Origin of the sequence: Pseudomonas sp. B2021 (assembly GCF_018135665.1) — a bacterium.
Classification (GTDB): domain Bacteria; phylum Pseudomonadota; class Gammaproteobacteria; order Pseudomonadales; family Pseudomonadaceae; genus Aquipseudomonas; species Aquipseudomonas lactis.
In genome coordinates this window covers 5,074,779-5,092,114 of the sequence record NZ_SMOF01000001.1, presented here as the reverse complement: position 1 = coordinate 5,092,114, position 17,336 = coordinate 5,074,779, and the positions used below count along the sequence as shown (strand labels likewise).

Sequence of the window (17,336 nt, the reverse complement as noted above, 5' to 3'; positions counted from 1 at the left end):
TCGCCCGGACTTCACGAACAAGCTCAACGACTGAGTGGAGCAGCGTCAAACCTGTTGATACATTTTACTCGTCCAGTTCTTCGAGACACGCCTGGAGAATATCCAGGCCTTCCTCCAACACCGCGGGTTCAATGGTCAGCGGTGCCAGCAAGCGCACAATGTGCCGCGACTTGCCGCTGGGCATCAGCAGCAAGCCGGCCTCTCGCGCCAGCTCCAGCAGTTGCGCCAGTTGCTTGGGGGCGGGTGTGCCGTCGGCATGGGCCAGTTCAATGCCTCGCATGGCGCCGACACCGGTGAGGCGGCCCAGGTAGGGCGACAGTTGCTGTGCGCGCCAGGCTTGATAGCGGCCCACAATCGCGGCTTCCTGCGCGGCGCCCCACGCGTGCAGATGTTCGTCGCTCATCACCTCAAGGGTCGCTAGCGCCGCGGCACAGGCGATGGGGTTGCCCGAGTACGTACCGCCCAGCCCACCTTTAGGCAGGTTGTCCATCAGCGCCTTGCGCCCGACCACCGCCCCCAATGGCATGCCGCCGGCGATGCTTTTGCCGAGCAGCAGCAGGTCCGGCTCGATGCCCAGGCGCGAGAAGGCGAAACGCTGGCCGGTGCGCCCAAAACCCGACTGGATTTCATCAATGATCAGCAGGATGTTGTGCTGGTCGCAGAAGCGCCGCAGCGCCTGGGCGAACTCAGTGTCCAGGGCGAGAAAACCGCCTTCGCCCTGCACCGGCTCGATGATGAAGCACGCCACGTCGTTTACGTCGATTTCAACGCTGAACAGACGCTCCATAGCCTTCAGCGCTTCGGCGCAGGTCACGCCGTTATCGGTACTGGGGTAGGGCAGGTGATACACAGGGCCGGGCAGTACACCGACCTTCTGCTTGTAGGGCGCGACCTTGCCGTTGAGGTTGAGGGTCGCCAGAGTGCGCCCGTGGAAAGCGCCGTCAAAGGCGATCACCGCCGTGCGCCCGGTGGCACCACGGGCGATCTTCAGGGCGTTTTCGGCCGCCTCGGCGCCGCTGTTGGTGAGCATGCCGCTGACCGGGTATTCCACCGGGATAAAAGCGCTGAGACGTTGCATCAACTCGATGTAGGGCGTATGCGGTGCGGCGTTGAACGCGTAATGGGTGAGCCGGGTGGCTTGCTCGCATATGGCCGCCACCACGGCCGGGTGGCAATGGCCCAGGTTGAGTACGCCGATACCGCCGACAAAGTCGATATAACGTTTACCCGCCGTGTCCCAGACTTCTGCGTTTTTACCGTGGCTCAGGCTGATGGGGTGAACGATTGAAATCGACTGGCTGATGCTAGCGTGGCTCATGACTCTTGGACTCGGCAGTGGTGGGCGCAGCGCTATCTAAGCCGCGCGCCTGGCCTTGCCGCAAACGAAATAAAGTTGCCGGGTCATTCCACCTTGGAAGGAGCTGCGGTCTATTCCGACACCCCATCCTTGCCCGCCGCCTTGGACCGATACAAGGCTTGATCGGCCCGCGCCATCAGCGCCGCCGGAGATTCCCCCATGCGCCGCTCTACTACGCTCAGGCTCAGGGTAACGTTCAACGCGCCCAAGGGGGCCGCCGCCTTGATTTTATGGCGAATCCTTTCGGCCAGCTCTTTGGCCGTGTCCAAGTTGCTTTTGGGCAGCACCACCATAAATTCATCGCCGCCCCAGCGCGCGAGCAAGTCGCTTTTACGTACGCAGGCTTCCAGGTGTTCCACTACCCGTATCAGCGTCTGGTCGCCGACGCCGTGGCCGTATTGGTCATTGATGGGCTTGAAGTCATCGACATCCATGGCCACCAGTGCCAGGGGCAGGCGGAAGCGCTCGGCGCGGTCGCATTCCTCCAGCAGCACTTTTTCCAGGCGGTACCGGTTGGCGATGCGCGTCAGGGCGTCGCGCTCGGCCAGGGAGCGGTTTTCGTCCAGCTGCAATTGCAGTTGCTGGTTGACGCGCGACAACTCAAGGGTGCGCTCTGCGACCAGCGCTTCCAGAGACTGGTTGCGTTTTTGCAACTGTTCGATGGAGCATTTGCGCGTATGAATATCGCGGTGTGCGCCGACCATGCGCGCCACTGAACCGTCGGGGTTACGGGCAATGACGTAGCCACGGTCCTCGATCCAGAGGTACGTACCGTCTTCTTTTCGGCAACGGTATTCGGCCCGGTAATGAGCGGCGCGTTGGCAGATGTAGTCATCAAACACCGCCATCACGCGGGGGTAATCCTCGGGGTGGATCACGTTCTCCCAAGTGAACACGCTGTTTTCCAGGGAGTGGTGGGAGTAGCCAAGCATTTCGTACCAGCCGGGATTGCGGTAGACGAAGCCGGTATTGGCGTTCCAGTCCCAGATGCCATCACTGACCAGTTCCATGATGGCGTGCAACAGGTCGACGTTAAGGTCGGACACCTCATTGCGTAGCGGTTCTTTGCCGGATGTATCGTCCATCTGCGCTTCCTGCGGGGGCTGGCGCCCAAGGCCAGTCATGGTTGACGCCGATACTCCGTGGCTGGCGCTACTGTACATCGGCGCTTGCGCGCTTTGAATAGGGCAGGTGTGCTGCTTTTGACGAGTGGCGAAACGCTATTTTTCTGGCGCCATCATCTTTGTCCGAGGCCTTCCATCCGCGTTGTGCTGGTAAATGGCCTGCGGTTGGCCCTGCTCATTGAAAAACACCTGGCCAATGCCTGCCGAGTTCCACAGCCGTTCGCCCGCTTCGGCGTGCTCGGGAATATAGGGCACCACCTGCATGGTGCGCCGGCGGGTAAACCAGTTGAGCGGCGAACGCGGGGAGTAGAGCCAGCGGTTGAGGCGGTCGAACCATTCCAGCAAGCGCGGCGGGAACTCGTTCTTGATGCCGCTGCTGGTGATTTGCCAGATCTTGGGGCCGCCGTTGCGGTGGCGGATCAGCACTTGGTAGACAAACGAGTAATGCACATCGCCGGAGAGGATCACGTAGTTACCCGGTGTGCGCGAGTGGCGGAAGATATTCAGAATCACCTGTGCGGCGCCGCGGTGGGCCATCCAGTTCTCCGCGTCCACCAGCAGGGGAAAACCGCACCAACTGAAGACCTTTTGCACCGTCTCGATCAGCTTGACGCCAAAGACCGGCGCGGGCGAGACAATGATGGCTGAAGGGTGATCCAGTAGGGCTTGTTGCAGCTCGCTCAAGGCCTCCCAGTCCAGCAGGCCGGAAGGTTGCTTGAGGGTAAATTCGCTGCGCCAGCGTCGGGTGCGGGTGTCGAGTACCACCAGCGCCGGGGTGGTGGGCAATACGTAGTGCCACTGCTGGAATTTCAGCAAGGCCTCCAGCAACGCGTCTTGCGCCGTCGCGTCGAGATGATTGGCCTGTACCTGGCCGGTCAGTGCCTGGGTCTGGTCCAGCAGTTCGCCAAACACCTGAGGCTGGTTGCCCCAGCCTTGGCATAGCAGATACGCCAGCAAGGCATTGCCGATGATGCGCTTGGAGAAGGGGTGGCCGTAGGCGGTTTCTTCCCACTGGGCGCTGAGGTTCCAGTCGTCGGTGATGTCGTGATCGTCGAACATCATCAACGTTGACAGGTGCGCGAATACCCGCGCCACCCCAGGCAGGCCGTCGCGGAACTGGTCGATATGAACCTGTTCGCGGGCGTAGCGTTGCTGTTCTTGCGCGCTCAGCGGCGGCGGTTCTGGCGTGATCAGTGCCCAGGGTGTCGGCGACCAGGCCAGCAGGTACATCGCGATCACTTCGGCAAAGGTCACCAGGTGATTGTCGGCGGTGCTGCTGGTGAAGATTGGTTTCTTCACGCCGCCGAAAAAGCGTTCGCGCAAGGTCTCGTTACTGTCCAGTGCGGGAAGCAGGTCGGCCCGGTGGTAGTAGCTGGCGCGATGCCCATAAAGGCTGGGGCTGTCGCTCACCACCGCGCCCTCCAGGTACTCATCGAACAGGCCCAGGCGCGTAATCAGCCCATGAATGGCCCGCAGCATGGGCCCTGCGACGTCGTCGGCGTAGATCTGGTCGCCATTCATCATCAACAAGGCTGGGCGTTCGAGCGGTGTGCGGGCGTCCGCCAACAGACGGTCGACACACAGCAAGCCTTCGTCGGCACGGTGGTGGGGTTTGCGGCACGAGCCATGCACCAAGTGATGGATGCGGCTATGCAGCACGAAGCTTGGCGTAGTCGCGTCGCCATACAGCAAGTGCGGTGCCCACTGTGCAATGCCGAGGCCGTCGATCAACAGGTCGTAACCGATGATTTCGTCCTGCGGCATGGCGTGGCTCAGGGCTACGTCGATCAGGTGGATAAAGGCATGGCGCCCTACGGGTACGACTTGACAGTGCGTCGCATCGAGCAGGATATCCAGCGCCTCGCCCGAGGGTAATTGCAGCGTCAAGGACATTGGCAGCGTACGGCTGCCCACCAACCAGATAACCAGGCGCTGCGGCTCCAGGCGCCTTAGGAGGGGGCCCGCAATGACCGCGGGCAAAGTGTCGGGTTGAAGCATCGACGGAGTGGCTCACACGAAATAGATCGTAAAGAGTAGCGCAGTGGATGTCGGTGTTTTGTCAACGCAGTGCAGCGTCGGATGTTAGTCAGGTCAGTCGGCCCTGTCCGAGGGCGTCCATGGAGGGGCGCCTTGGCCGCGGTGGCGGTTCGGTCTGGCTGTTTGTGTGGGGTGAAGGCTTGACGACCGCCTGCTGGGTTTGCGCGTTTTGGTGGGCGTAATAGGTGTAAAAGGCGTGGCTGATGATCATGGTGAACCCCTTACTCAAATGGAGGATTGTTTCCGCATCAATACTCCCTTTGAGTGCGCACTGTTTCAGTGGCATTGGCCGGATTGTTCGTTCCCGGCCAAAGGTATCCGCATGTTGGGTTTAGAGAGAGGTCGCGTTTCAGGCGGGCTTTGGCACCGTAAACCTGAACTCACTACCGCACCCCAACTCACTTTCGGCCTCGATGCGCCCACCATGGGCTTGGACAATCCCCTGTGTGATATACAGTCCCAGTCCGCTGCCGGTGGGGTTGTTTTCAGTCTGGGTCCAATAGCGATCGAACACATGGGGCAAATCGTCCGGCGCAATGCCTTCACCGGAGTCGCGCACCGAAAATACAATCTCCTCACCGTTGCTCATGGCGCTGATGCCGATGTTGCCTTGGCGAGGGGTGAACTTGATCGCATTGCCGATCAGGTTCGACAGCACCTGGAACAAGCGCTCCGGGTCGGCCTTGATCTGCAGGCCGGGCTCGACATTGAACGACAGGTCGATGCCTTTTTCCGAGGCCAGTGGGGCCAGCAACGAATACGCCTCTTCAAAGATCTGGCTGACGTCCAGCGCCACCGGCTTGACCACATAGCGCCCGGCCTCGATCTTCGAGGTGTCGAGCAAGTCTTCCAGCAACACATTCATGCGCCCGGCGGCCTGTTGCATGGTGTCGATCGCGGAAGAGATACGGCGTGAGGTGTGTGGGCCATCGGAGCTGAAGGCTTTTTGCATCATGCCGCACAGCATGGAGATGACCGTCATCGGGTTACGCAGGTCGTGAGAAACCACCGCCACCAGTTCGTCCCGCGCCCGTACCGCTTGTTGCTCGCGCAGCACCTGCCGGGACAGATCGTTCTCCAGGGCCGAGCGGCGCAAATCGTTGGCGGCAAACAGGTCGCCATGGCTCCACTTGGTGGAGATACCAGCCATTTCCACTTTCCAGATTTCAAACGAGGTGCGTGGGCGAAGGCGCATGCCCGCGTCGGATGTTTCCAGGTTCAGCGGCTTGTTCGGGTCGCCACTCCAGTGGATGTTCTTTTTGACTTCCGGGCGAAACCACAACACGCCGTTATCCACAGGCTTGGGCAAGCTCATGGCAAGCACACCGCTGGCCACGCCCTGATACTCGGCGGCAGGCGGATAAACCGAGGTCAGATTATGGCTGGAAAATACCGGTGCGCCGTGGCCCTGCAACCACTTGTGCAGCGCGCGTATCTGCGCCGGTTCCGGGCAATTGCCGTAGCGGTGCAGTTGTTTATCTTCGATGATCGCCACGCCGCCGGAGAGGGTCAGGTCCATCAGCATTCGGCCTTGTTGGGCCAGGCCGTCGAAGACGTTATTGGCAGAGGCTTTCATCGCCAGGTCCAGCAGCGCCAGCGCTTGGACTTTCTCGTCGCGCTGGCGGGTCAGCTCCAGGGCCTCCATGGCACTGATCTGCAATGACAGCACCTGGCCGATGGTCTGGCAGGCCATGCGCAGGTCATTAGGTACCAGCAGCGGCTCACGGTTGCCGCAGCTGATCAGGCCCCAGAGTTTGTCGCCCTTCATCAACGAAATACTCATGGACGACAACACGCCCATGTTCTGCATGTACTGGCAGTGAATCGGCGACACGCTGCGCAGGGTGGCGAAGCTCAGGTCCAGGGGCTGCCCGGTGTCCGGGCGCAATTTGGGCACCAGCGGTACCGGTTCGTAGGACGCATTCGGGATGATCCGTAGCCAGTTGGTGCGATACAGCTCCCGAGCCTGCTCGGGGATGTCGGACGCGGGGAAGAACAGCCCGTTGAACAATTCCATTGACGGCGCCGAGGCCTCCGCGATCACCTGGCCATGGCCTTCCTCTTCGAAGCGATAGATGAGCACCCGGTCATAACCGGTCATGGCCTGGATTTCGTTGACGGTGATGGCGTAGAGCGCCTCCAAGGTCTTTGCCGATTGCAGGCGGTGCAGCATCTTGCCCAGATCGCTGGTGCGGCCATTGTGCGCTCGGGGTTTGAAATCCTTGAGCCGTGGTTCGAATTCCAGCACTAACACGCCCTGGTGGCGATGCAACAGGCCTTCGAACTGCTCACCCTTGAAGGTGATCAGCAGGGGCGGCGAGTCCAGGAATGCGCTGTCCTCGGCCATGGTTCGCACGGCCTGGGCGTACTCCTCGCCAATCAATCTGTGCAACGGTTGATCCAACAGCGCCTCGGGGGCGTGGCCGAACAACGTACCGACGTTGGCACTTACCTGAATAATGTTCAGGCCAGGTTCCGACAAAGTCAGCAGCACGCCGTGGGGCTGGATGGCCCCCGGAAAACGAATGGGTTCGTCGGCGCAGTTGGCAAGCAGCTCTTCAAAATCTTCGGGTTTCATAGCAATACCTCCTGGCTGTCGAGCCATTGCTCAAAGCCGCTGAATGTCGAACGGGCCGCCATCACCGCGCGCGCGGCGGCATCTGTATCCAGTGGCTGGCGGCTCAGATAATCGAGGAAATCTTTCCAGCGCCGTCCGGTCTCGGCGCCGTATACATTGAGAAAGGCACCGCCGTTGTCGGCGTTCACATCCAGGCGCAGGGCCATTTCCCGGCGCAGCACTTGGCCACCCAGGGTGGCGCCTTCCAGCACATACAGGGCGCCGAGACACGCAGCCGGCGTGTTTAATACGGGGAGTTGGGTACAGCGAGGCAGGGCATGGATGGCGTGGTCAGTCAGGCCGAGTGCGTGCAGGTCATGGACCAGTGTTGGCGTTTTCACACGCAACACAGGCTCATATCCATCGGGAATCAAACCGCTGTCATACAGCGCCGCTTCCATCGGCTGATAAAAGCCGTAGTACGCTTGCAGCAGGCGCCGATACCACTGGGCATCCAGGCGCTCGGAAAAAAACGGCAGGCGCTGTTCCAACGCCACATGCAGCAGGCCCGTGCCCGTGCGCAACGTTTCCAACAAGGAGGGCGCACTAACGTCATGGGCCTGTGAATGCATTCAATGAGCTCGAACTGTGGGCCTGTCGGCCATGAATGACGCGTGAAAATGGGCGACGATTCTACACAACTCATTGTCGTCAGCTGAACGCAGAAGCGAAAAGGCTGACCAGCGGATCAGAAAAGTCGCTCCCTGCACCTTACATGACCGCAGAACTGGCCCTCAAGTTCGGTTGAAATGATATCGCGCTGCTATCCACGCAGGGGCAGGCCCTAGTGCGTCAATGCTGTCTGCACGCACTCAAGCAAGTGGTCGGTACTCCAGGGCTTGGGCAGAAACCGCACGGAACTGCCCAACTCGGCGGCGATTTTCGTATTACCTGAGGTCAGCACTACTTGTACTTCAGGCCAGCGGTGGGCGACCACACGGCTCAAGTCATAACCATTGAGCAAGCCGGGCATTTGAATATCACTGACAATCAAATCCACCGGGTCATCGCCGCGCTCCAGGTAAATCATCCCTTCGTCTGCCGATGCAAACGATGTCACCACCGCACCAAAGTCTTCCAGCACATCTACCATCAACGCCCGAATGATCTCGTCGTCTTCCAATACCAAAATCGATGGCTGAGCCATGATCCTTACTCCACCATCAGGGGGTTCAGTAAGGTGGAGTAGGGGTTGGGTATATAGGTTCGATTGGATGTTTTTTAAGCGATGGGTGGTCGTTTGGTCACTTGTGAGCCATGGGCACGACAATCCGTTAAGGTGAACGCCACCCTGTCGTCCAAGGAATGCCATGTTCAACCGTAACCCACTCGTGCCTGAACTGATCGTCACGCACCTCAGCGCCAGCCTCGCATTCTGGGTCGACCAGTTAGGCTTCGCCATTGCCTATCAGCGCGCTGAAGAAGGCTTTGCCTACCTCGACCTGCACGGCGCGCAAATCATGCTCGAACAATACGACCCCGATGCCGGCCAGTGGCTGACCGCACCGTTGCAGCCACCGTTCGGGCGCGGCATCAACCTGCAAATCGATGTGCCCGCCGTCGAGCCTATCCTGCTACGGTTGGCGCAAATCGGCTGGCCATTGTTCCGCAATGTAGAAGACGCCTGGTACCGAGCCGGTGACGTGGAGGCCGGGCAACGCCAGTTCATCGTGCAAGACCCGAACGGTTATCTGGTGCGCCTGGTGCAGCGGCTGGGGGAAAGGCCGGTCGAACAGGCATAATCCAAGGCAACAGCCGATAGGGAGACCTGAATGAAGTATGTGTTATTGACCCTCGCCCTCACCGTTATCGCTGCCCCCGCGCTCGCTGCGGGCGACGCCGAGGCGGGCGGCAAACTCTTCTCCAAGACCTGCGGCGGCTGCCACAGCATTGGTGAGGGTGCGCGGGGTGGTTTTGGCCCGGAACTGAACGGCATCATTGGCCGGCCTGCCGGTACCACCACGGACTACCAGTATTCGGATGCGATGAAGAACTCGGGCGTGGTGTGGACGCGGGAAAAACTGGCGGCCTACATTGAAGACCCGAAGTCGGTGGTCAGTGGCACGCGGATGATCTTCTGGGGGATCAGTGACCAAGAGAAGATTGAAAATATCCTGGCGTACTTAGCGACATTCCAGCCCAAGTGAGGCGCCCAGGCTGACGGCTACCACCGGGCACAACGCGATCAGAGGCGGGGGGCTTGCCTTCATGCCCGTCAGTTAAACGCAGCCCCTTGTGGGAGCGGGCTTGCTCGCGAAAGCGGTGGGCCGGTGACTGAATAGGTGACTGATACAAAGCATTCGCGAGCAAGCCCGCTCCCACATTGAGCTGGGTTCGGCTCAAGGTATATCTTTTTCAAAGTTTTTTGGCGCCGAGGGAATGAGACGTTTGGCAATCGCAGCGGTGACCACATTGACCTTTGGAATGGACGGCGGTTGACGGATTGGCTGAGTTATCCGCGTATCCAGCTGGGGTTTTCGATTGAGGGGACGTTCTCGGACTATCACGAGTCCAGGGAGATCTGGTTTTGGAAGGTCATATGAAGTTGATTAAGGGCGTGGTGTTTGTCGTCGGGGTGGTTGTAGTGGCGCTCGGAGTGTTTAACGGTTTGGTGGTGGTCGTGTCTGCGTATTTTGGGCCGTTTTATCAAGGGGATGCGGATCAGAGCAGGAATTTTGGGCTTTGGTTGGTTGGGAATGGGGTTGTGGTTTTGGGAGCAGCGTTCAGTGGGGCGGTTTGGTATTGCAGGCGTTTGAGTAGGTGGCGGGAATGAAAATGTGTCCGAGTATTAAGTGAATCAGCGGCTGTGATTTTTCCTTAAAGGGCATCGCAGGCAAGCCAGCTCCCACATTTTGAGCGATGTGTATCAGTTGAGCCGCAATAAAAAAGACCTTGAAGCACCAAGGTCTTTTTTGTGCCTGCGGATCAACTCAGCAGGTGCTTGGAAATCAGCCGGGAGATTTCCACGATCGAGGTCTTGCCGGTGAATTCAAATTTTACCTTCCCCAACGACGAAAAATAAATCTCCAACTCCGAATCCAAGTCAAACGACCCTGAAGTTTCCACCGAGTACGCCACGATGTTCTTGTACGGCAATGAGGTGAAGTCCTTCTTGCTGCCGGTAATCCCCTGCACGTTAACCGCGATGATGCGTTTAGTGGTGAACACGACGCCGTCGCGCATGGCCTTGTAGGCGTCGACCACTTCTTCGCCGTCCAGCAGCAGGGCTGCTACGCGTTCGGCGTATTCGTTGTTTTGCTTGAGTTTGAAGAAGCCTTTGTTGTTGAAGTCGATCATGTGCCTGTCCTGGGTAAGGGGTGCCGCCGGTGTATGACGTTTTGCTTGCGGATCTGTATCTAACGCCTGGGCCTTCAAGCCCCTAGCATGACGCTCAACACGACCATGTCGGCGAAGGGTTTCACGCTGGTAGCATAAAAAACAGGAGCCAATCCATGCCTGATATATCCAGCTTGCTCGCCTACGGCCTGATTTCACTCGGCATGGTACTGACACCGGGGCCGAACATGATCTACCTCATTTCCCGCTCCATCTGCCAGGGGCGCACGGCCGGGTTGATTTCCCTGGGTGGGGTGGCGCTGGGGTTTGTGGTGTATATGGTGTGCGCGGCGCTGGGTATCACGGCGTTGGTGATGGCTGTGCCGTTTGCCTACGACGCGCTGCGGCTCGGCGGGGCGTTGTATCTGGTGTACCTGGCCTGGCAGGCGGTCAAGCCGGGTGGGCGCTCGCCATTCCAGGTGCGCGACTTGCCCAAGGACAGCCCGCGCAAGTTGGTGACCATGGGCTTGGTCACCAACTTGCTCAATCCCAAAGTGGCGGTGATGTATTTGTCGTTGCTGCCCCAGTTCATCGACCCGAACGGTCATGGCAGTGTGCTGGTGCAATCCCTGGCGCTGGGCTCCCTGCAGATTCTTATCAGCGTGAGCGTCAACGCGGTGATTGCCTGCATGGCGGGTTCCATCGCGGTGTTCTTCGTCACCCGGCCGGGTTGGCAGGTGCTGCAGCGCTGGCTGATGGGGTCGGTATTGATGGGCTTGGCGGTGCGGATGGCGGTGGAAGGGCGCAAGTGAGTCCACGTCACAGGATGGCTTTCAGGTAATCCTTGAGTGCGTGGAGCGGGGCGTCGAGTGTTTCCAGGGTCTGTGCTTCGCGCACGTCCGCTGCGAGCCGCTGCAACTCGCGACCCATGACGGTATCGGCGCCACCCAGGGTGTCGAGTGCCAGATACAGGCATTCATCGAGCTTCACTTGGATCTCGGCCAGGTTTCCCTGGCGCACCAACAACCCAAACACCTCGCGATCATAGCCCTCCATCACGGGATCATCGCGCAGCAACGGGCTACCGTCGTCAGTCTCATGCACCAGCTTCAATGCAAACAACGCAACCGCTTCAAGCGTCAACTCCATGGTCCCGCTCCCTCCACTGCCACGCCTGGCACTTTTTTGCAGGCGAAAAAAAAGACCTTGAATTTCAAGGTCTTTTTTTAAGATGGTGCCCCGAGGGAGACTCGAACTCCCACTCCTTTCGAAAACGGATTTTGAATCCGCCGCGTCTACCAATTCCGCCATCAGGGCTCAATGGCGGCGAAGTATAGAGATGAGATTACCGTTGGTCAATCACGTTTCATGGTCTATTTTCACTATTTCCGCTAGACTTCCCGGCCCTGCTAGACGAACCCCATCATGCGCGTTGCTGACTTTACTTTTGAGCTCCCTGATTCGCTGATCGCTCGCCACCCTTTGGCCGAGCGTCGCGCCAGTCGACTGCTGACCCTGGACGGGCCCAGCGGTGCCCTCGCACACCGTCAATTCACTGATTTGCTTGAGCATTTGCGCCCAGGCGATCTGATGGTTTTCAACAATACCCGGGTGATTCCGGCGCGGCTGTTTGGCCAGAAGGCTTCCGGCGGCAAGCTGGAAATTCTGGTGGAGCGGGTGCTGGACAGCCACCGCGTGCTGGCCCATGTGCGCTCCAGCAAGTCGCCCAAACCGGGGTCGAGCATCCTGATCGAGGGCGGTGGCGAAGCCGAGATGGTCGCGCGCCACGATGCCTTGTTCGAGCTCAAGTTTGCTGAAGAGGTGTTGCCGCTGTTGGAGCGTGTCGGCCATATGCCGTTGCCTCCTTATATAGACCGCCCCGACGAAGACGCGGACCGCGAGCGTTATCAGACCGTGTACTCACAGCGCCTCGGCGCCGTCGCCGCCCCGACCGCCGGGTTGCACTTCGACCAGCCACTGCTGGATGCGATTGCCGCCAAGGGCGTCGACACCGCCTATGTAACCCTGCATGTGGGGGCCGGTACGTTTCAGCCGGTACGTGTGGATAACATCGAAGACCACCATATGCACAGCGAATGGCTGGAAGTCAGCCAGGATGTAGTGGATGCGGTGGCGGCGTGCAAGGCGCGGGGCGGTCGAGTGGTGGCCGTGGGCACCACCAGCGTGCGTTCGCTGGAGAGCGCAGCACGTGATGGCGTGCTCAAACCGTTCAGTGGCGACACCGATATCTTCATTTTTCCAGGGCGACCTTTTCATGTGGTCGATTGCCTGGTCACCAACTTCCATTTGCCCGAATCCACGCTATTGATGCTGGTGTCGGCATTTGCCGGTTACCCGCAAACCATGGCTGCCTACCAGGCCGCCATCGCTAACGAGTACCGTTTTTTCAGCTACGGTGATGCGATGTTTATCACCCGTAACCCGGCGCCGCGCGGCCCAGAGGAACAACTATGAGTCGTATGTCGTTTGAATTGTTGGCCACCGACGGCAAAGCCCGTCGTGGTCGCCTGACCTTCCCGCGCGGCACCGTGGAGACCCCGGCGTTCATGCCGGTCGGCACCTACGGCACCGTCAAGGGCATGTTGCCGCGCGACATCGTCGCCACTGGCGCCGAAATCATCCTCGGCAATACCTTCCACCTGTGGCTGCGCCCGGGCACGGAAGTGATCAAGAAGCATGGCGACCTGCATGACTTCATGAAGTGGCAAGGCCCGATCCTCACCGACTCCGGTGGTTTCCAGGTGTTCAGCCTGGGCGCCATGCGCAAGATCAAGGAAGAGGGCGTGACCTTCGCCTCGCCGGTCGACGGCGCCAAAGTGTTCATGGGCCCGGAAGAGTCGATGCAGGTACAGCGCGACCTGGGTTCGGACATCGTGATGATTTTCGACGAGTGCACGCCGTACCCGGCTGATGAAGAAGTGGCGCGTATTTCCATGGAGTTGTCGCTGCGCTGGGCCCAGCGTTCGAAGAACGCCCATGGCGATAACACGGCGGCGCTGTTCGGTATTGTCCAGGGCGGCATGCATGAAAGCCTGCGCAAACGCTCGTTGGAAGGCCTCGACAAGATCGGCTTTGACGGCCTGGCCATCGGCGGTTTGTCGGTGGGCGAGCCCAAGCACGAAATGATCAAGGTGCTGGATTATCTGCCAGGCCTGATGCCCGCAGACAAACCTCGTTACCTTATGGGCGTTGGCAAACCGGAAGATCTCGTAGAGGGTGTGCGCCGCGGTGTGGACATGTTCGATTGCGTGATGCCAACCCGTAATGCCCGCAATGGGCATCTGTTCATCGATACAGGCGTGCTGAAGATCCGTAACGCGTTCCATCGCCATGATGATTCGCCGCTGGATCCTACCTGTGACTGCTACACCTGCCAGAACTTCTCCCGTGCTTATCTGCACCATCTGGACAAGTGCGGGGAAATGCTGGGTAGCATGTTGAATACCATCCACAATTTGCGTCACTACCAAGTCCTGATGGCTGGTTTGCGCGAGGCTATTCAACAGGGTACATTGGCCGCCTTCGTCGATGCCTTCTATGCCAAGCGTGGCCTCCCTGTGCCGCCCTTGGACTGAGTTTTCCGACCCTAAGATTCACTATTTGCAACTGGAGTGCTAAATGAGCTTTTTTATCTCTAACGCCATGGCTGACGCCGCTGCGCCTGCTGCTGCCGGCCCTATGGGCGGTGGTTTCGAGTGGATTTTCCTGGTCGGCTTCCTGGTCATCTTCTACCTGATGATCTGGCGTCCACAGGCCAAGCGCGCCAAAGAGCAGAAAAACCTGCTGGGCAGCCTGCAAAAAGGCGACGAAGTCGTGACCACTGGCGGCATCGCCGGCAAGATCACCAAGGTTTCCGATGCTTTCGTGGTACTGGAAGTCTCCGACACCGTGGAAATGAAGTTCCAGAAGGGCGCCATCGCCGCCACGCTGCCTAAAGGCACGCTCAAAGCGATCTAAGTAACAACCTTTACCAATCGACGGGGCGCGCAAGGCGCCCCGCGTTATAAGCGGGCGGCGTGATGCTGAACAAATACCCTCTGTGGAAATACGTACTGATCCTGGCGGTGCTGGCGATCGGCTTTATTTATTCCGCTCCCAATCTCTATCCTGATGACCCGGCGATCCAGATCTCTGGCGCCAGCACTTCGCTGCAGGTCAATCAGGCTGATCTGGACCGTGCGAGCAAAGCGCTCAACGACGCGGGTATCCAGGTTAAAGCGGCAACCTTGGCAGCTGGTTCCAAAGGCGGCTTGTTGCGCCTCACCAAGCAAGAAGACCAATTGCCGGCCAAAGATGTCGTACGCAAGGCCATGGGTGATGACTACGTTGTCGCGCTCAACCTGGCCCAGACCACGCCACAATGGCTGCGCAGCATTGGCGCGCACCCGATGAAGCTGGGTCTGGACTTGTCCGGTGGTGTGCACTTCCTGCTGGAAGTCGACATGGACAAGGCCCTGGACGCACGTCTGAAAGTCTACGAAGGCGACGTGAAGAGCCTGCTGCGCAAAGAGAAGCTGCGCTATCGCAGCCTGCCGCAGCTCAACGGTGCCATTCAGCTGGGCTTTGCTGACGAAGCGTCCCGCGAACAGGCCCGTGCGCTGATCCGCAAGAACTTCAATGATTTCGACATCGTGCCTGCCGACCTCAATGGTCAAGCGGTACTGCGTCTGGCGATGAGCCCGGCCAAGATCGCCGAAATCCGCGAATACTCCATCAAGCAGAACTTGACCACGGTGCGTAACCGCGTCAACGAGCTGGGTGTGGCCGAGCCGATCGTGCAGCGCCAGGGCGCCAACCGTATCGTGGTTGAGTTGCCGGGCGTACAGGACACCGCTGAAGCCAAGCGTATCCTCGGCAAGACCGCCAACCTGGAGTTCCGTCTCGCGGCAGATCCAGGCGCTACGCGTGCCACTTCCGAAGAGTTCGAATTCCGTGAAGGCAACCGTCCTCCTGCGTTGATCGAGCGTGGTTTGATCATCACCGGTGACCAGGTGACCGACGCCAAGGCCGGTTTCGGCGAGCACGGTACGCCTGAAGTGAACATCCGCCTGGATGGCCATGGCGGCGAACTGATGAGCCGCGCCACGCGCAGCAACGTCGGTCGCAGCATGGCAGTGATCTTCATCGAGCAGCGCCCGGTGACCACCTACACCAAGCAGATGGTCAACGGCGTCGAGAAAGACGTGCCGGTGCAGACCTTCAAGGAAGAGAAGAAGATCATCAGCCTGGCGACCATCCAGTCGCCGCTGGGTGCTCAGTTCCGTATCACTGGCCTGAACGGCCAGGGCGAGTCGTCCGAGCTGGCGTTGCTGCTGCGTGCCGGTGGCCTGGCTGCACCGATGTACTTCGCTGAAGAGCGTACCATTGGCCCGAGCCTGGGTGCCGACAACATCACCAAGGGTGTCGATGCGGCGCTGTGGGGCATGTTGTTCGTGTCGCTGTTCATCATCGCCATCTACCGCTTCTTTGGTGTGATCGCGACTGTCGCCCTGGCGGGCAACATGGTGATGCTGCTGGCGCTTATGTCGTTGCTGGGCGCCACACTGACCCTGCCAGGTATCGCCGGTATCGTACTCACCATGGGTATGGCGGTGGACGCCAACGTGCTGATCTTCTCGCGGATTCGTGAAGAGATCGCCGCCGGCATGACCGTGCAGCGTGCAATCAACGAAGGCTTCGGCCGGGCATTTACCGCGATCCTCGACTCCAACCTGACCACGCTGTTGGTCGGCGGGATTCTCTTCGCCATGGGCACAGGCCCGGTGAAAGGCTTTGCGGTGACCATGTCCCTCGGGATCTTTACCTCGATGTTCACGGCCATCATGGTGACCCGCGCAATGGTCAACCTGATCTTTGGCGGGCGTGACTTCAAGAAGTTGTGGATTTAAGGGGCTGCCATGTTACGTACAATCAACTTCATGGGCGTTCGCAACGTTGCGTTCGGCGTCACCGTGCTCCTTACCGTTCTGGCGTTGTTCAGCTGGTTCCATAAGGGTCTGAACTACGGCCTGGACTTCACCGGCGGTACGCTCATCGAGCTGACCTACGAGAAGCCGGCCGACGTTACCCTGGTGCGCAGCGAGCTGGTCAAGGCCGGCTATCACGAAGCCGTGGTACAGAGCTTTGGTGCCACCACCGACCTGCTGGTGCGTATGCCTGGCGAAGACCCGCAACTGGGTCACCAGGTAGCCGAGGCCTTGCAAAAGGTCGGCGGCGATAACCCTGCGTCGGTCAAGCGCGTCGAGTTCGTCGGCCCGCAAGTGGGTGAAGAACTGCGCGACCAGGGCGGCCTCGGCATGCTGATGGCGCTGGTCGGCATCATGATCTACCTGGCGTTCCGCTTTCAGTGGAAGTTCGGTGTCGGCGCCATTGTGTCGCTGATCCACGACGTGGTCGTCACCGTGGGTATCCTGGCCTACTTCCAGATCACCTTCGACCTGACCGTATTGGCAGCTGTGCTGGCGATCATTGGTTACTCGCTCAACGACACCATCGTGGTATTCGACCGAGTTCGTGAGAACTTCCGTGTACTGCGCAAGGCGACGTTGATCGAGAACATCAACATCTCCACCACCCAGACCCTGCTGCGGACCATGGCGACGTCGATCTCCACCTTGCTGGCGATTGCTGCGCTGATGATCTTCGGCGGCGACAACCTGTGGGGCTTCTCCCTGGCGCTGTTTATCGGCGTTCTGGCGGGTACCTACTCGTCGATCTACATCGCCAACGTGGTGCTGATCTGGCTGAACCTCAACAGCGAAGACTTGATCCCTCCTGCCGCTACCGACAAGGAGGTCGACGACCGTCCTTGATGGGCGCTTGTTGATCCGCTGTTACAAGAAAGGCGCGAGTATTGAACTCGCGCCTTTTTTTTTGCTCCAAGGCTGGGTATAGCGCGGATCTT

18 protein-coding genes and 1 tRNA gene are annotated in these 17,336 nt (G+C 59.5%); 10 read left to right on the top strand and 9 right to left on the bottom strand.

All coding sequences use genetic code 11. From position 1 onward, the window contains the following. Positions 1 to 64 precede the first annotated feature (64 nt). The 6 genes from E1K68_RS22925 to E1K68_RS22900 all read right to left on the bottom strand — a co-directional run bounded on the left by E1K68_RS22925 (position 65) and on the right by E1K68_RS22900 (position 8,282). Positions 65 to 1,318: an aspartate aminotransferase family protein gene (locus E1K68_RS22925; RefSeq protein ID WP_003194038.1), complete on the bottom strand. Its 1,254-nt coding sequence runs from the start codon at positions 1,316 to 1,318 to the stop codon at positions 65 to 67. Positions 1,319 to 1,428: 110 nt separating this feature from the next. Then, complete coding sequence (locus E1K68_RS22920) at positions 1,429 to 2,442, bottom strand: sensor domain-containing diguanylate cyclase (protein WP_212614694.1); 1,014 nt, start codon at positions 2,440 to 2,442, stop codon at positions 1,429 to 1,431. Positions 2,443 to 2,577: 135 nt separating this feature from the next. Further along, positions 2,578 to 4,479 carry an alkaline phosphatase D family protein gene (locus E1K68_RS22915; protein ID WP_212614693.1) on the bottom strand — a complete coding sequence of 634 codons (1,902 nt, stop codon included), beginning with the start codon at positions 4,477 to 4,479 and terminating at the stop codon, positions 2,578 to 2,580. A 388-nt stretch (positions 4,480 to 4,867) separates the two neighbouring features. Beyond that, on the bottom strand, positions 4,868 to 7,096 hold the full coding sequence (locus E1K68_RS22910) for an ATP-binding protein (protein ID WP_212614692.1): 2,229 nt from the start codon (positions 7,094 to 7,096) through the stop codon (positions 4,868 to 4,870). After that, on the bottom strand, positions 7,093 to 7,707 hold the full coding sequence (locus E1K68_RS22905) for a biliverdin-producing heme oxygenase (RefSeq protein WP_003194034.1): 615 nt from the start codon (positions 7,705 to 7,707) through the stop codon (positions 7,093 to 7,095). Before E1K68_RS22905 ends, E1K68_RS22910 begins: the two co-directional genes overlap by 4 nt. Positions 7,708 to 7,919: 212 nt before the next feature. After that, on the bottom strand, positions 7,920 to 8,282 hold the full coding sequence (locus E1K68_RS22900) for a response regulator (protein WP_003194033.1): 363 nt from the start codon (positions 8,280 to 8,282) through the stop codon (positions 7,920 to 7,922). A gap of 163 nt (positions 8,283 to 8,445) precedes the next feature. On the opposite strand from E1K68_RS22900, the gene E1K68_RS22895 reads away from it, so the two are divergent. The 4 genes from E1K68_RS22895 to E1K68_RS22880 all read left to right on the top strand — a co-directional run bounded on the left by E1K68_RS22895 (position 8,446) and on the right by E1K68_RS22880 (position 9,908). Then, complete coding sequence (locus E1K68_RS22895; protein ID WP_003194032.1) at positions 8,446 to 8,877, top strand: VOC family protein; 432 nt, start codon at positions 8,446 to 8,448, stop codon at positions 8,875 to 8,877. Positions 8,878 to 8,907: 30 nt separating this feature from the next. After that, positions 8,908 to 9,282, top strand: a complete 375-nt coding sequence (locus E1K68_RS22890; protein WP_003194031.1) for a cytochrome c family protein — start codon at positions 8,908 to 8,910, stop codon at positions 9,280 to 9,282. A gap of 201 nt (positions 9,283 to 9,483) precedes the next feature. Continuing rightward, positions 9,484 to 9,678, top strand: coding sequence for a T6SS effector amidase Tae4 family protein (locus E1K68_RS22885; protein ID WP_235369362.1), 195 nt, complete (start codon positions 9,484 to 9,486; stop codon positions 9,676 to 9,678). Further along, entirely contained in the window at positions 9,675 to 9,908 is a 234-nt protein-coding gene (locus E1K68_RS22880; RefSeq protein WP_057710522.1) for a hypothetical protein, read from the top strand. The genes E1K68_RS22885 and E1K68_RS22880 overlap by 4 nt, the downstream gene beginning before the upstream one ends. Positions 9,909 to 10,060: 152 nt before the next feature. Here E1K68_RS22880 and E1K68_RS22875 read toward each other — a convergent pair whose 3' ends face one another. Then, positions 10,061 to 10,432 carry a PH domain-containing protein gene (locus E1K68_RS22875; protein WP_003194030.1) on the bottom strand — a complete coding sequence of 124 codons (372 nt, stop codon included), beginning with the start codon at positions 10,430 to 10,432 and terminating at the stop codon, positions 10,061 to 10,063. Between the two features lie 155 nt (positions 10,433 to 10,587). Between E1K68_RS22875 and E1K68_RS22870 the strand changes: the two genes are divergently transcribed. Then, positions 10,588 to 11,223, top strand: a complete 636-nt coding sequence (locus E1K68_RS22870) for a LysE family translocator (RefSeq protein ID WP_038451453.1) — start codon at positions 10,588 to 10,590, stop codon at positions 11,221 to 11,223. A 7-nt stretch (positions 11,224 to 11,230) separates the two neighbouring features. Here the strand turns inward: E1K68_RS22870 and E1K68_RS22865 are convergent, their stop codons facing one another. Beyond that, a complete protein-coding gene (locus E1K68_RS22865) occupies positions 11,231 to 11,560 on the bottom strand; it encodes a hypothetical protein (protein WP_057710520.1) in 330 nt (109 codons plus the stop codon). A gap of 83 nt (positions 11,561 to 11,643) precedes the next feature. Continuing rightward, positions 11,644 to 11,728: transfer RNA gene (locus E1K68_RS22860), tRNA-Leu, on the bottom strand. Positions 11,729 to 11,836: 108 nt separating this feature from the next. On the opposite strand from E1K68_RS22860, the gene queA reads away from it, so the two are divergent. The 5 genes from queA (at position 11,837) to secF (ending at position 17,244) form a co-directional block, all read left to right on the top strand. Then, a complete protein-coding gene (gene queA, locus E1K68_RS22855; RefSeq protein WP_212614691.1) occupies positions 11,837 to 12,886 on the top strand; it encodes a tRNA preQ1(34) S-adenosylmethionine ribosyltransferase-isomerase QueA in 1,050 nt (349 codons plus the stop codon). A gap of 5 nt (positions 12,887 to 12,891) precedes the next feature. Further along, entirely contained in the window at positions 12,892 to 14,007 is a 1,116-nt protein-coding gene (gene tgt, locus E1K68_RS22850; protein ID WP_164692241.1) for a tRNA guanosine(34) transglycosylase Tgt, read from the top strand. Between the two features lie 43 nt (positions 14,008 to 14,050). Continuing rightward, positions 14,051 to 14,389 (top strand): preprotein translocase subunit YajC, encoded by a 339-nt coding sequence (gene yajC, locus E1K68_RS22845; RefSeq protein WP_003175975.1) that lies wholly within the window; start codon positions 14,051 to 14,053, stop codon positions 14,387 to 14,389. Between the two features lie 62 nt (positions 14,390 to 14,451). Beyond that, complete coding sequence (secD, locus tag E1K68_RS22840) at positions 14,452 to 16,320, top strand: protein translocase subunit SecD (RefSeq protein WP_003194025.1); 1,869 nt, start codon at positions 14,452 to 14,454, stop codon at positions 16,318 to 16,320. A gap of 9 nt (positions 16,321 to 16,329) precedes the next feature. Next, positions 16,330 to 17,244 carry a protein translocase subunit SecF gene (secF, locus tag E1K68_RS22835; protein ID WP_003194024.1) on the top strand — a complete coding sequence of 305 codons (915 nt, stop codon included), beginning with the start codon at positions 16,330 to 16,332 and terminating at the stop codon, positions 17,242 to 17,244. Positions 17,245 to 17,336: the final 92 nt, after the last annotated feature.